The following is a 12,830-nucleotide window of genomic DNA, read 5'->3' on the forward strand; positions in this document are numbered from 1 at the left end:
CGATGTGATGTCGGCGCGTGCTCGCGCGCACCCGCAGTCAGTAGAGTTCACGGTGGGTGAGGAACGAGACGAGCAGGTGGGTCATGGCAAAAGAGGCAAGTGTGACTGAGCGATCCAACGAGGCCCTGCTCTGGGAGACCCTCGCCGCCATCGCTCCCGGCACCGAACTGCGCGACGCTCTCGAACGCATCCTGCGCGGGCGCACCGGAGCGCTCATCGTCGTCGGGCACGACGACGTCGTCGACAAGATCTCGACGGGCGGCTTCCCGATCAACATCGACTTCTCCGCGACGCGCCTGCGCGAACTCGCGAAGATGGACGGCGGCATCGTCGTCAGCTCTGGCCTGGAGAAGATCATCGGTGCGGCGATCCAGTTCGTCCCCGATTCGAGCATCGAGACGCGCGAGTCCGGCACCCGTCACCGCACGGCCGAACGTGTCGCGAAGCAGACCGGTTTCCCCGTCATCTCCGTCAGCCAGTCGATGCAGATCATCGCCGTGTACGTCGGCGGCATGCGTCACGTGCTCGAGGGCTCGCCCGCGATCCTGTCGCGCGCCGGGCAGGCGCTGCAGACGCTCGAGCGGTACAAGAAGCGCCTCGACGAGGTCACTGGCTCCCTCTCCGCTCTCGAGATCGAAGACTTGGTGACGGTGCGTGACGTCGCCCAGGTGCTGCAGCGCCTCGAGATGGTGCGGCGCATCAGCGAGGAGATCTCCTCCTACGTCGTCGAACTCGGCACCGACGGACGCCTCATCGACCTGCAGCTGCAGGAACTCATCGGCGCCCTCGGCAACGACCGTGAACTCGTCATCCGTGACTACCTGGAATCCTCACGCGACGGCTACACGCTCGAACAGGCCGACGCGAACCTCGCCTCGCTGAGCAACGACGACCTCATCGACATCAGCGCCAACGCGCGCGCGGTCGGCTTCGCCGTCGCGGGTGACGCGCTCGACGCCCTCGTCACTCCGCGCGGCTACCGGTTGCTGTCGAAGGTGCCGCGCCTGCCCGGCGCAATCATCGACCGACTCGTCGACCATTTCGGCAGCCTGCAGGCCCTGCTCGCCGCGGACTTCGACGACCTGCTCACCGTCGACGGCGTCGGCGAATCGCGCGCCCGCGCCGTGCGCGAAGGGCTCTCGCGCCTCGCCGAGAGCAGCATCCTCGAACGCTACGTGTGAGCACGCTGCTTCCGGAGGCACAGCGCGACGACCTCGTCGCACGTCTCAACGCCTGGTTCCTCGATGCCGCGCGCCCGCTGCCATGGCGCTCCCCCGACACGACACCGTGGGGCATCTTCCTGTCCGAGGTCATGAGCCAGCAGACGCCCGTCGCGCGCGTGGCTCCGATCTGGCAGGAATGGCTCGAGCGCTGGCCCACCCCGTCGGACCTGGCGGCCGCCGCGCCAGGCGAGGCCGTCCGCCATTGGGGCCGCCTCGGCTACCCGCGTCGTGCCCTGCGGCTGCACGACGCCGCCGTCACGATGGTCGAACGGCACGGCGGCGAGGTGCCGTCGACGCACGACGACCTGCTCGCGCTGCCCGGCGTCGGCGAGTACACGGCAGCGGCCGTCGCGTCGTTCGCGTTCGGTGAGCGCGTCACCGTCATCGACACGAACATCCGACGCGTCGAGGCGCGTACGGTGACCGGCGTCGAGTTCCCCCGACCCAACCTGAGCGCCGCAGAACGCCGACTCGCCGCGCTGCTGCTGCCGCAGGACGATCACGTGCTGTGGAACGCCGCGTCGATGGAGTTCGGAGCGGTCGTGTGCACCGCGAAGGCCCCCGCCTGCGGCACCTGCCCGATCATCGACGCCTGCGCCTGGCAGCTCGCGGGCGCGCCCGTCTACGACGGCCCCGCCCGGCGTGGGCAGGCCTGGGCCGGCACCGATCGGATGGTGCGCGGCAAGCTGCTCGCGGTGCTGCGCGAGGCGCACGGCCCCGTCGAACGCGCCCGCCTCGACGAGGCCTGGGACGACGACGCCCAGCGCGAGCGCTGCCTCTCATCGCTCATCGAGGACGGTCTCGTCGACCCCCTCGACGACGAGCTGTTCGCGCTGCCCGGCCGCCGCTGAGCCACCCCCTCAGACGACGATGTTGCCCGGGTTTCGGGGCGCGGGCGCCCCGGAACCCGGGCAACATCGTCGGTCGGTCAGTGAAGCGTCAGCTCGCGTGATCGGCGTGTGGCCCGGCGTCGGTCGGCTTGACGTACGCAGCCTCGGGGTTGGCCGGCGCGTGGAGGTGGAGCGATTCCATCACCTCGGCGAGAACCGCTTCCTGCCCGCCCTTCGCCTCGACGGTGGTGCCCGGCTCGTCAGCCTGCAGCGGCTCGAGCGTGTCGAGCTGGCTCTGCAGCAGGGACGCCGGCATGTAGTGACCCTTGCGCTCGGCGAGACGCTGTTCGAGCTGCTCGCGCGAGACGTCGACGTGGCAGAACGACACCGTCGGGCGCCCCTCGCGGAGCAGCTCACGGTAGCTGCGCTTGAGCGCACTGCATGTGATGACGGCGCTCTTGCCGAGGCTCTCGTGCTCGTCGATCCACTCGCCGATCTTCGTCAGCCACGGCCAGCGGTCCTCGTCCGTCAGCGGGATGCCGGCGCGCATCTTCTCGACGTTGGCCTGCGGGTGCAGGTCGTCGCCCTCGACGTACGTCCACCCCATGGCGTCGGCCAGACCCGTCGCGACGGTCGTCTTGCCCGAGCCCGAGACGCCCATGACGATGACGAACTGGGGCTGCGGTTGTGTGCTCATGCCTTTCACCTTAACGTTCGATTCTTCACCCGAGAACTGGCTCTGGCCACCGGCCCGTTCGTGGACATCGGTGCCCCTGGACGACGAACCCCCTTGCGCGCAGATGCACCCGGGTGCATCTGCGCGCAAGGGGGTTCGGTGAGTGCGAGCGCCCTGCGTCTCAGACGATGAGGTGCAGGATCCAGACGCAGGCGAAGCCGACGACGGAGATGACCGTCTCCATGAGCGACCACGACTTGAGGGTCTGCACGACGCTGAGGCCGAAGTACTCCTTGACGAGCCAGAACCCGGCGTCGTTGACGTGGCTGAAGAACAGCGAGCCGGCGCCGATCGCGAGCACGACGAGGGAGAGCTGGTTGGCGTCGAGGTGGGCGACCATGGGCGCGACGATGCCGGCGGCGGTGATCGTCGCGACCGTCGCCGAACCCGTCGCGAGACGGATGCCGACGGCGACGAGCCACGCGAGCAGCAGCGGAGAGAAGTTGCTGCCGTCTGCCCAGTCCTTGATGACGTTGCCGACGCCCGCGTCGACGAGGAGCGTCTTGAAGCCGCCGCCGGCGGCGACGATGAGGATGATGCCGGCGACGGCGGGCAGGCCCGCGCTCATGATGCCGTTCGTCTTCGCGATCGACAGGCCGGCGCCCTTGCCGAGCAGGATCATCGCGACCATGGTCGAGATGAACAGCGCGACCGGCGGGTTGCCGAGGAACTCGATGACGGACAGCGCCGTGCCCTTCTTCATGCCGGCGATCTCGGCGATGGCCGAGATGAGCATGAGGACGACGGGCAGCAGGATGCACGTGATCGCTGCACCGAACGACGGGCGACGCGTGGGCGTCGTGTCGTTCTTCGCGTCGACGGCGGTGGCGCCGTCGTGCTCGCCACCGCCATGCGCGCCCGAACCCGCGTCGCGGACCGAGCCGTCGGCAGCGAGCGCCGCAGGAGCATCGACGGGCACGAGACGCGCGACGAGGCGCCCGAGCAGCGGGCCGGCGACGATGAGCGTCGGGATGGCGGCGATGATGCCGAACAGCAGGGTGCGGCCGGTGTTGGCGTGGACGGCCTCGATCGCGGCGACGGGGCCGGGGTGCGGCGGCACGAAACCGTGGAGCACCGACAGGCCGGCGAGGGCCGGGATGCCGATGAGCAGCACCGGCTGCTTCGTGCGGCGCGCGACCGACAGGACGATCGGGATGAGCAGGACGACGCCGATCTCGAAGAACATCGGCAGGCCGATGATCGCGGCGACGAGCGCCATCATCCACGGCAGTGCGGCGGCCTTGACGCCGCCGACGAGCTTGTCGACGATCGCGTTGCCGCCGCCGGAGTCGGCGAGCAGCTGACCGATCATCGCACCGAGGGCGACGAGCAGACCGACGGAGCCGGCGGTCTTGCCGAAACCGGTCGTGAAGCTGTCGACGGCGGGCTTGCCTGGCACCTGGGCGACGGCGGCGAGCGCCGCGCTGCCGAGGATGAGGCCGAGGAACGGGTGGAGCTTGAACGCGCTGATCGCGAGGACGACGACGGCGATGCCGGCGAGCGCCGCGAGGGTGAGTTGCCCGGACGACGCGTGGGAGATCGGCCCGGTCGCGTCCGCTGCAAGAAGGTGAACCATGTGCGATGGCCCTTCCCTGATGGGTGGTCAATGAGGCGCGGCCACTCGTCCAAGAACGGCCAACCGGCTCACAGTAGTCGTCGAACCCATGCATGCACCTCTGCATCGGCTAACGAATGGACAACAAACGTTTTGCTCAACCGCGCTCTTCCGATCGTCAGAGCGTCAGCAGCATGCGCGTGTTGCCGAGGGTGTTGGGCTTGACGCGGTCGAGGTCGAGGAATTCGGCGACACCTTCGTCGTACGACTGCAGCAGTTCGTCGTAGACGGTTCGCTCGATCGGGATGCCTTCGATCTCGACGAACCCGTGGCGCGCGAAGAAGGCGGTCTCGAACGTCAGGCAGAACACGCGGTCGACGCCGATGATGCGCGCCTGGTGGATGAGGGCGTCGAGCAGGCGCCCTCCGACGCCGTGGCCGCGGACGTCGCCGGACACGGCGAGCGTTCGCACCTCTGCAACGTCCTCCCACATGACGTGCAGCGCACCGCATCCGACGATGTCGTCGTCGAGCTCGGCGACGATGAACTCGCTCAGGTTCTCGTAGTAGCTGACGGCCGGTTTGTCGACGATCGCCTTCGACTCCACGTACGGCGTCACGAGCCGTCGGATGCCTCGCACATCGGCGGCGCGGGCACGGCGAAGCACGACGGAACTCATGCACTCCACCCTAGGCACTCGCTTCGGGGCCGCAGCCGCGCGTCCCAGCTGACGAACCCCGTCAAGCCCACCCGACGAGAACACGACGGTGCGGCCCGCCTCCCCCCAGGGAGGCGGGCCGCACCGCACAGGTCACCGCGCATCAGACACGGTCGGAACGTCGATCAGACCGCGGCAGCGCCTTCGCCGCCACCGGGACCACCGCCGACGGCGCCACCGAAGTCGATCGGACCCGACAGGTCGTCACTGCTCGGCGTCGCGCCCTTCATGTCGGTGTCGACCTTGTCAGACGCCCGCGTGTGCTTCGACAGCGAGATCGGCGTGCCGGAGAACGTGAACGTCGCCTCCTTGCCTTCGCCCTCGACGTCGACGAGCACGAGGTCGCCCTTCGAGATCTCGCCGAAGAGGATCTTCTCGGACAGCTGGTCCTCGATCTCGCGCTGGATCGTGCGACGCAGCGGACGTGCACCGAGAGCCGGGTCGTACCCGCGCTTTGCGAGCAGATCCTTCGCGCCCTGCGTGAGCTCGATCGCCATGTCCTGATCCTTGAGGCGCTCGTCGAGCTTCGCGACCATGAGGTCGACGATCTCGACGATCTCGGCCTGCGACAGCTGCGGGAACACGATCGTGTCGTCGACACGGTTGAGGAACTCGGGACGGAAGTGCTGCTTGAGCTCCTCGCCGACCTTCGCCTTCATCCGGTCGTAGTTGCTGCGCTGGTCGTTGCCCGCGGCGAAGCCGAGGGAGACGCCCTTCGCGATGTCGCGCGTGCCGAGGTTCGTCGTCATTATGATGACGGTGTTCTTGAAGTCGACGACGCGGCCCTGGCTGTCGGTCAGGCGACCGTCCTCCAGGATCTGCAGCAGCGAGTTGAAGATGTCGGCGTGAGCCTTCTCCACCTCGTCGAACAGCACGACCGAGAACGGCTTGCGACGCACCTTCTCCGTCAGCTGGCCACCCTCTTCGTAGCCGACGTAGCCGGGGGGCGAACCGAACAGACGCGAGACGGTGTGCTTCTCCGCGTACTCGGACATGTCGAGCGTGATGAGCGCGTCCTCGTCACCGAAGAGGAACTCGGCGAGCGACTTGGCGAGCTCCGTCTTGCCGACACCCGTCGGGCCGGCGAAGATGAACGAACCACCGGGACGGCGCGGGTCCTTGAGGCCGGCACGCGTGCGTCGGATGGCCTGCGACAGCGCCTTGATGGCGTCGTCGTTGCCGATGACGCGCTTGTGCAGCTCGTCCTCCATGCGCAGCAGACGCGAGGACTCCTCCTCCGTCAGCTTGAACACGGGGATACCGGTCGACGCGGCGAGAACCTCTGCGACGAGCTCCTCGTCGAGGACGGCGGCGAGGTCGACGTCGCCGGCCTTCCACTCCTTCTCCTTGGCCTCCTTCTCCTCGACGAGCTTGCGCTCGTCGTCACGCAGGGCAGCGGCCTTCTCGAAGTCCTGGCTGTCGATGGCCGATTCCTTCTCACGCCGCACGTGAGCGATCTTCTCGTCGAACTCGCGCAGCTCCGGCGGAGCCGTCATGCGACGGATGCGCAGACGCGCGCCCGCCTCATCGATGAGGTCGATCGCCTTGTCCGGCAGGAAGCGGTCGGTGATGTACCGGTCGGCCATGTTGACGGCCCCGACGAGCGCGGCGTCCGTGATCGTGACGCGGTGGTGCGCCTCGTAGCGGTCGCGCAGGCCCTTGAGGATCTCGATGGCCTGCGGGATCGTCGGCTCGTTGACCTGGATCGGCTGGAACCGGCGCTCGAGCGCCGCGTCCTTCTCGATGTGCTTGCGGTACTCATCGAGCGTCGTCGCACCGATCGTCTGCAGCTCGCCACGAGCCAACATCGGCTTCAGGATCGAGGCAGCGTCGATGGCACCCTCGGCCGCACCGGCACCGACGAGGCTGTGGATCTCGTCGATGAACAGGATGATGTCGCCACGCGTGCGGATCTCCTTGAGCACCTTCTTGAGGCGCTCCTCGAAGTCACCGCGGTAGCGCGAACCGGCGACGAGCGAGCCCAGGTCGAGGGTGTAGAGGTGCTTGTCCTTGAGCGTCTCGGGCACGTCACCCGCGACGATGTCAGCGGCAAGACCCTCGACGACGGCCGTCTTGCCGACGCCGGGCTCACCGATGAGCACCGGGTTGTTCTTGGTACGGCGCGACAGCACCTGCATGACGCGCTCGATCTCCTTCTCACGCCCGATGACCGGGTCGAGCTTGCCCTCACGGGCAGCCTGCGTGAGGTTGCGACCGAACTGGTCGAGCACCGTCGAACCGGCCGGGGTGCCCTCGGCGGGGCCACCCGACGACGACGCGCCGACGCCCGCGGCCTGCGGCTCGCCCTTGCCCTGGTATCCGGACAGGAGCTGGATGACGGTGGTGCGCACCGTCGACAGGTCTGCGCCGAGCTTGACGAGCACCTGCGCGGCGACGCCCTCACCCTCGCGGATCAGGCCGAGCAGGATGTGCTCGGTGCCGATGTAGCTGTGACCGAGCTGCAGCCCCTCGCGCAGGGACAGCTCGAGAACCTTCTTCGCGCGCGGCGTGAAGGGAATGTGGCCGGACTGCGTCTGCTGCCCCTGGCCGATGATCTCCTGAACCTGCTCGCGGACGGCGTCCAGCGAGATACCCAGGGATTCGAGCGCCTTCGCGGCGACGCCCTCCCCTTCGTGGATGAGGCCCAGGAGGATGTGCTCCGTGCCGATGTAGTTGTGGTTGAGCATGCGCGCTTCTTCTTGCGCGAGCACCACGACCCGACGGGCGCGGTCGGTGAACCGTTCGAACATGTCATCTCCTCGATGCCGAGATCTCACACGATGCTAGCCGGGGCGGGTGACGACGTCAGCGTGACGCCGCATCCACCACCGGTCTTCGAAGGTGCCAACGCCGCGTGTGCCCGCCGTGTTCCGCTCCGGGCGCGTTTGGCTGCTGCGTTCGCCCAGGGCGGAACCTCGCGCCCCGATCCCGGTCGGCAGGGGCGCATGCCCTCGTGGGTCTGCCCCACCCATGACGGTCGTCACGGATAGGCTGGACACGTGACTGACGGCCCCCTCGAGCTTCGCGTCTTCGGCCTCGACTTCGCGGTGAACGTGCAGCCCGAGCGTCGTGACGCCGTCGCGCGTCAGTGGCACTGGTGCCGCCCGGACGCGCCGTCACAGCGCAAGATCGCGCCCTTGCCGAGAGCGCCACATCGGGTGGGTCGGGGTGGCAGTTCGGTCGGCAGCGAGAGCGCCGCAGGCTTGCGAGCAGCCGGGACGGCTGAGGTCGAGCCGGTCGACATCGCAAAGACGATCACCGTCGATCGAATCGATGACGCCCCCGGCAGCGGCTCAGACACCGGCGACTACACGCTGACGACGACGCTCACCGGCCGCGCCATCTCGGCGCGTGCGGGCGAGTTTGTCATGCTCCACGCCGGTGGAGTCTGCGACCCCGACACGGGCGTCGTTGCCGGCCTGTTCGCAGCGTCGGGCACCGGCAAGACGACGGCGACGCAGCACTACTGCACGCACGGCTACGGCTACGTCACCGACGAGACGCTCATCTTCAACGACCGCCGCGACGTCATGCCCTACCCCAAGCCGCTGTCGGTGCTCGTCAACCCGGGTGTCTCCGGCGTCAAGACGCAGCACTGCCCCGACGACCTCGACATGGCGCCGCCTCGTGACGGCGCGTTGCGGCTCGGGCCGCTCGTCCTGCTCGACCGCATTCGTGACGACGCCCGCCCTGACGAGAGCGTCAACGGCGGCGATGCGGAAGCTGACGCCACGCGCGCCGCGCCCGACCGTATCGATGCCGAGGACGACAACAGCGCCGGCACTCACGAGCCCGGCGAGGCCGAGCTGAGCGAGATGCCGCTGTTCGAGGCGTTGACGCTCATCCTGCCGCAGTCGTCGGCGATGCCGCAGATCGACGGTTGCCTCGACCTGCTCGCCCGGATAGCCTTCGCCGGCGGCGGCGTCCAACGTCTGCGTTATCGCGAGATCGCCGACACGCTCCCCCTCTTGCGCGACGTGTTCACGCTGGCGCCGCAGGAGCCGTTCTGGCGTCACGTGCCCGGCACGTGGTGGACGCAGCAGCCCGACGTCGACCCCTACCTGCCGCTCGCGTCGGCGACGCTGGATGCCGACGTCACGGCCGGCGATGGCGACGATGATCGCGCCTTCGCCACGCGCGAGGATCCCGTCGCGAGCCCTGCGGACAGCGCCGAGGCCCTGACCAACGACACCGTTCTGACGCTCGCACCCTTCGTCGACGCCCTCGTCGACGAGGACTCGCTCGAGGTGCTGACGCTCATCGGCTCGACGCCCGCGCACCTGCACGGTCTCGGCGCCGTCATCCACCTGACGCTGCTCGACGGCCCCCGCTCGCTGGCTGACCTCGTCGACGTCTGCACCGCCACCCTCGGCGAGCACCCGGATGCCAACGCGCTCGTCAGACGTGCGGCCCACGACCTGCTGACGAACCGCGTCGTCCGCGTCATCCGCTGACACCTGCCCCGCTGGGGCGTTCCGCGCCGATCGACATGGCCGGCGCCGCCAACGGCCGGGGCGCCGAGGCGATCACCTCGAGCGGCTACGTTCCATGAGGACCTGTTCGCGCAGGATGTCGGCGTGCCCGCAGTGCTGGGCATGCTCGCGAAGCACGTGGAGCAGGATCCAGCGAACGCTCAACGGGCCGCGCCGGTTTCCTGACCAGATGGTGTTGCCGCCCACCCCGTCCACGGCGCGTCGCGTTCGTTCGCAGGCGCGAGCGAAAACGTCGAGCACGGACGCCGACGTGTCGGCGTCCGTCAGGTCGAACGACTCGTCGGGCCCGGGCTGCAGGCCGAGTTCTGCACGGCTGCGCCCTGTACGGGCCTCCTCGAACCAGACCCGTTCGACGAACGTCGCGTGCTTCACCAGGCCGAGCAGCGTCGTCTTCGACGGGACGAGCCGACGTCGGGCCTCGGCCTCGCTCAACCCGTCGAGGGACGCAGCGATCATGGCCCGGTGCTGGTCGATGAACACCCCGATCTGCTGCTCGAACGAAGCGTCGTAGACGTCGGGCGCGTCGGGGTTCGCCGTCATCGTCCGAGTATCACACGGCGTCCAGCGCGTCAGCTCGCTGCTTCGCCGCGTGCTTTTTTGGCCCGGTCGACGCTGGCCTGCAGGGCGGCGAGCAGGTCGACGACCTCGGCGCTCTCCTCCGGCTTGTCCTCGGGTTCCTTGACCTCGCCGCCCGCGAGCTTGGCCTCGACGACCTCGCGCACGGCCTGCTCGTAGGTGTCCTCGTACGCCTCGGGGTCGAAGTCACCCGACAACGACTCGACGAGCATCGCCGCCATCGCCCGCTCTGCATCCGTCACCTCGGTCTTCTCCTCGAGGACGGCGAAGTCGGGCTCGCGCACCTCGTCGGGCCACAGCAACGTCTGCAGGACGATGGCCTTGCCCTCGACGCGCAGGACGGCCACCGTCACGCGCGTGCGCAACGACACCGTGACGACGGCGACGCGCCCGCTCTCCTCGAGCGCGCTACGCAGCAGGGCGTACGGCTTGAGTGCCGCCTTGTCGGGCTCGAGGTAGTAGACCTTGTCGAGCACGAGCGGGCTGATCTGCTCGGCCGGCACGAACCGGTCGACGGCGATCTCCTTGCTCGTGACGAGCGGCAGGTCGGCGAGGTCGGCGTCCGTCAGCACGACCATCTGCCCCTCGGGCGTCTCGTACCCCTTCGCGATGTCGCTGTAGGCGACCTGCTCGCCGTCGATCGAGCAGACACGCTGGTACTTGATGCGTCCGCCGTCCTTCTCGTGCACCTGACGGAACTGCACGTCGTGGTTCTCCGTCGCCGAGTACAGGCGTACCGGCACGTTGACGAGGCCGAAACTGACGGCACCCTTCCAGATCGCTCGCATGCCCTTCGCGCCCTTCTCGCTCGTGCGGTGTCACATCTAGGGTGAGCCTATGCGCCCGATGCTCGCGACACCGACACCTCACGTGCCGAGCGGGCCCGCGTGGCGCCACGAGGTGAAGTGGGACGGCATCCGCGCCATCGTCACCGTCCGCGGCGGTGAGGTGACGATCGCGACGCGTTCCGGAGCCGACTGCTCCGCGCGCTTCCCCGAGATCACCGGCTCGCACCTGCGCGACTTCGACGACCTCGTGCTCGACGGCGAGATCGTCGCCCTGACGAACGGGCGGCCCGACTTCCGCGCCGTCATGCACCGCCTCGCCCCCGGCGGCGGACGTTCGCGCATGCGCGCCGTGAACCCCGACGAGGCCGCGATCCTCGCGCGCACTCCCGTGCAGCTCATGACCTTCGACGTGCTGCGCGCGGCCGGGCATGACGTCGTCACCCTGCCGTGGAGCGCTCGTCGTGAACTGCTCGACGGCGCCGGCATCGACGGCACGAAGGGCGAGGCCGGCTCCGCGATCCAGGTGCCGCCCGCGCATGACGACGGCGACGCGCTGCTCGCCGCGACCCGTGACGCGGGCCTCGAGGGCGTCGTCAGCAAGCGCGTGGATTCACCGTATCGCCCGGGCGTGCGCAGCGAGGACTGGCTCAAGAGCGTCCACCGCACCCGCGAGACGTTCGTCGTCCTCGGTTGGCGACCGGTCGACGGCACCGTCGGCGCGCTGGGCGCGATCCTCGTCGGCGAATGGGCCGACGGCGAGCTCGTCTATCGCGGACGCGTCGGCACCGGATTCTCGGCCGCGGCCGGGCGCGCGCTGCTCGAGTGGCTGACGCCGGCGCCCGAGCCGGCCGTGCCGCGCGATGCTCTCGCCGCGGAGGACGCCGTCGGCACCCACTGGGTGCGCCCCGAGATCCTCATCGACGTCACCCACCTGGGGCGCAGCGCGGGCGGGCGGCTGCGTCAGCCCGCATACACCGGGCTGCGCCTCGACATCGCCGCACGTGAGGACGACGCATGAGCCCCGAGGTGAGCCCCACCGTCGTCGAGGTCGACGGGCGGACGCTGCGCCTGACGAATCTCGACAAGATCCTGTACCCCGCGACGGAGACGACGAAGGGTGAGGTACTGCACTATTACGCGAGCGTCGCACCTCGCATTCTCGCGCAGTTGAAAGATCGGCCGGTCACCCGACTACGTTTTCCCCACGGCGTCGGAAAACTCGAGTTCTTCGAGAAGAACACCCCGGCGGGCGCACCGCGGTGGATCGAACGCGCGCAGATCGACGACGTCACGTACCCGTTCGTCGATTCCGTCGCCGCCCTCAGCTATTTCGCAAATCTCGCGTCTCTCGAATTCCACACACCGCAGTGGCGTTGGCGTGGGGACGCACGGGAGAACCCGGATCGCATCGTCCTCGATCTCGACCCAGGCGCACCTGCAGGCCTTGACGAATGCGCCGAGATCGCCCTCCTGCTGCACGAACTGCTCGAATCCCTCGGCTGGCCGAGCGTGCCCGTCACCTCGGGCAGCAAAGGAATGCAGATCTACGCACGCCTCGACGGCACCCATTCGAGTGACGACATTCGCGAGTTCGCCCGCACCCTCGCGGAGAAGCTCACCGAGATGCGCCCCGAACTCATCACCGCGAAGATGACGAAATCACTACGCCCCGGCAAGGTGTTCATCGACTGGTCGCAGAACGTCGCGGCCAAGACGACCATCACCCCATGGTCGCTGCGTGGCCGCAACCGGCCGTTCGTCGCCACGCCGCGAACGTGGGACGAGATCGAGACGGCCCGCACCAAGCCCGGCTCCCTGCGGCAGCTCGACCTCCACGAGGTGCTCGACGAACGACTCGACCGGCCCGACCCGATGGACGCCCTGCTCCGCTGAACGAATCAAACAACGAGA

General features: G+C 68.7%; 11 protein-coding genes. 5 read left to right on the top strand and 6 right to left on the bottom strand.

Annotated elements, in window-relative coordinates:
* The first annotated feature begins 83 nt into the window (after positions 1-83).
* Complete coding sequence (gene disA / locus J4Z35_RS00110; protein WP_136788515.1) at positions 84-1,181, top strand: DNA integrity scanning diadenylate cyclase DisA; 1,098 nt, start codon at positions 84-86, stop codon at positions 1,179-1,181.
* Positions 1,178-2,074, top strand: a complete 897-nt coding sequence (locus J4Z35_RS00115; RefSeq protein ID WP_136788514.1) for an A/G-specific adenine glycosylase — start codon at positions 1,178-1,180, stop codon at positions 2,072-2,074. The genes disA and J4Z35_RS00115 overlap by 4 nt, the downstream gene beginning before the upstream one ends.
* An 88-nt stretch (positions 2,075-2,162) precedes the next feature.
* Here J4Z35_RS00115 and J4Z35_RS00120 read toward each other — a convergent pair whose 3' ends face one another.
* The 4 genes from J4Z35_RS00120 to J4Z35_RS00135 all read right to left on the bottom strand — a co-directional run bounded on the left by J4Z35_RS00120 (position 2,163) and on the right by J4Z35_RS00135 (position 7,812).
* The gene (locus tag J4Z35_RS00120) at positions 2,163-2,750 is read right to left on the bottom strand and encodes a gluconokinase (protein WP_131941679.1); all 588 of its coding nucleotides are present in this window, start codon (positions 2,748-2,750) and stop codon (positions 2,163-2,165) included.
* A 160-nt stretch (positions 2,751-2,910) separates the two neighbouring features.
* On the bottom strand, positions 2,911-4,365 hold the full coding sequence (locus tag J4Z35_RS00125) for a gluconate:H+ symporter (protein ID WP_144694252.1): 1,455 nt from the start codon (positions 4,363-4,365) through the stop codon (positions 2,911-2,913).
* 157 nt (positions 4,366-4,522) lie between these two features.
* Positions 4,523-5,023, bottom strand: a complete 501-nt coding sequence (locus tag J4Z35_RS00130; protein ID WP_038569464.1) for an amino-acid N-acetyltransferase — start codon at positions 5,021-5,023, stop codon at positions 4,523-4,525.
* 164 nt (positions 5,024-5,187) lie between these two features.
* Positions 5,188-7,812 carry an ATP-dependent Clp protease ATP-binding subunit gene (locus J4Z35_RS00135; RefSeq protein WP_131941681.1) on the bottom strand — a complete coding sequence of 875 codons (2,625 nt, stop codon included), beginning with the start codon at positions 7,810-7,812 and terminating at the stop codon, positions 5,188-5,190.
* A 249-nt stretch (positions 7,813-8,061) separates the two neighbouring features.
* Here J4Z35_RS00135 and J4Z35_RS00140 point away from each other — a divergent pair, with 249 nt between their 5' ends.
* Positions 8,062-9,516 (top strand): hypothetical protein, encoded by a 1,455-nt coding sequence (locus J4Z35_RS00140; protein ID WP_208065231.1) that lies wholly within the window; start codon positions 8,062-8,064, stop codon positions 9,514-9,516.
* A gap of 72 nt (positions 9,517-9,588) precedes the next feature.
* Here J4Z35_RS00140 and J4Z35_RS00145 read toward each other — a convergent pair whose 3' ends face one another.
* A complete protein-coding gene (locus tag J4Z35_RS00145; protein ID WP_208065232.1) occupies positions 9,589-10,095 on the bottom strand; it encodes a DinB family protein in 507 nt (168 codons plus the stop codon).
* A 29-nt stretch (positions 10,096-10,124) separates the two neighbouring features.
* Positions 10,125-10,919, bottom strand: coding sequence for a Ku protein (locus tag J4Z35_RS00150; RefSeq protein WP_208065233.1), 795 nt, complete (start codon positions 10,917-10,919; stop codon positions 10,125-10,127).
* 49 nt (positions 10,920-10,968) lie between these two features.
* Here J4Z35_RS00150 and ligD (J4Z35_RS00155) point away from each other — a divergent pair, with 49 nt between their 5' ends.
* Together ligD (J4Z35_RS00155) and ligD (J4Z35_RS00160) are read left to right on the top strand one after the other, a co-directional pair.
* A complete protein-coding gene (ligD, locus tag J4Z35_RS00155; RefSeq protein ID WP_208065234.1) occupies positions 10,969-11,937 on the top strand; it encodes a non-homologous end-joining DNA ligase in 969 nt (322 codons plus the stop codon).
* A complete protein-coding gene (gene ligD, locus J4Z35_RS00160; RefSeq protein WP_074040195.1) occupies positions 11,934-12,812 on the top strand; it encodes a non-homologous end-joining DNA ligase in 879 nt (292 codons plus the stop codon). The genes ligD (J4Z35_RS00155) and ligD (J4Z35_RS00160) overlap by 4 nt, the downstream gene beginning before the upstream one ends.
* The last annotated feature ends 18 nt before the right edge of the window (positions 12,813-12,830 follow it).

Origin of the sequence: Dermacoccus sp. NHGro5 (genome assembly GCF_017565385.1) — a bacterium.
Lineage (GTDB): Bacteria > Actinomycetota > Actinomycetes > Actinomycetales > Dermatophilaceae > Dermacoccus > Dermacoccus nishinomiyaensis.

Bases quoted from the DNA above. Each gene is read 5' to 3' on its own strand.
- disA (WP_136788515.1), top strand. From the start codon at position 84: ATGGCAAAAGAGGCAAGTGTGACTGAGCGATCCAACGAGGCCCTGCTC.
- J4Z35_RS00120 (WP_131941679.1), bottom strand. From the start codon at position 2,750: ATGAGCACACAACCGCAGCCCCAGTTCGTCATCGTCATGGGCGTCTCG.
- J4Z35_RS00125 (WP_144694252.1), bottom strand. From the start codon at position 4,365: ATGGTTCACCTTCTTGCAGCGGACGCGACCGGGCCGATCTCCCACGCG.
- J4Z35_RS00130 (WP_038569464.1), bottom strand. From the start codon at position 5,023: ATGAGTTCCGTCGTGCTTCGCCGTGCCCGCGCCGCCGATGTGCGAGGC.
- J4Z35_RS00135 (WP_131941681.1), bottom strand. From the start codon at position 7,812: ATGTTCGAACGGTTCACCGACCGCGCCCGTCGGGTCGTGGTGCTCGCG.
- J4Z35_RS00145 (WP_208065232.1), bottom strand. From the start codon at position 10,095: ATGACGGCGAACCCCGACGCGCCCGACGTCTACGACGCTTCGTTCGAG.
- J4Z35_RS00150 (WP_208065233.1), bottom strand. From the start codon at position 10,919: ATGCGAGCGATCTGGAAGGGTGCCGTCAGTTTCGGCCTCGTCAACGTG.
- ligD (WP_208065234.1), top strand. From the start codon at position 10,969: ATGCGCCCGATGCTCGCGACACCGACACCTCACGTGCCGAGCGGGCCC.
- ligD (WP_074040195.1), top strand. From the start codon at position 11,934: ATGAGCCCCGAGGTGAGCCCCACCGTCGTCGAGGTCGACGGGCGGACG.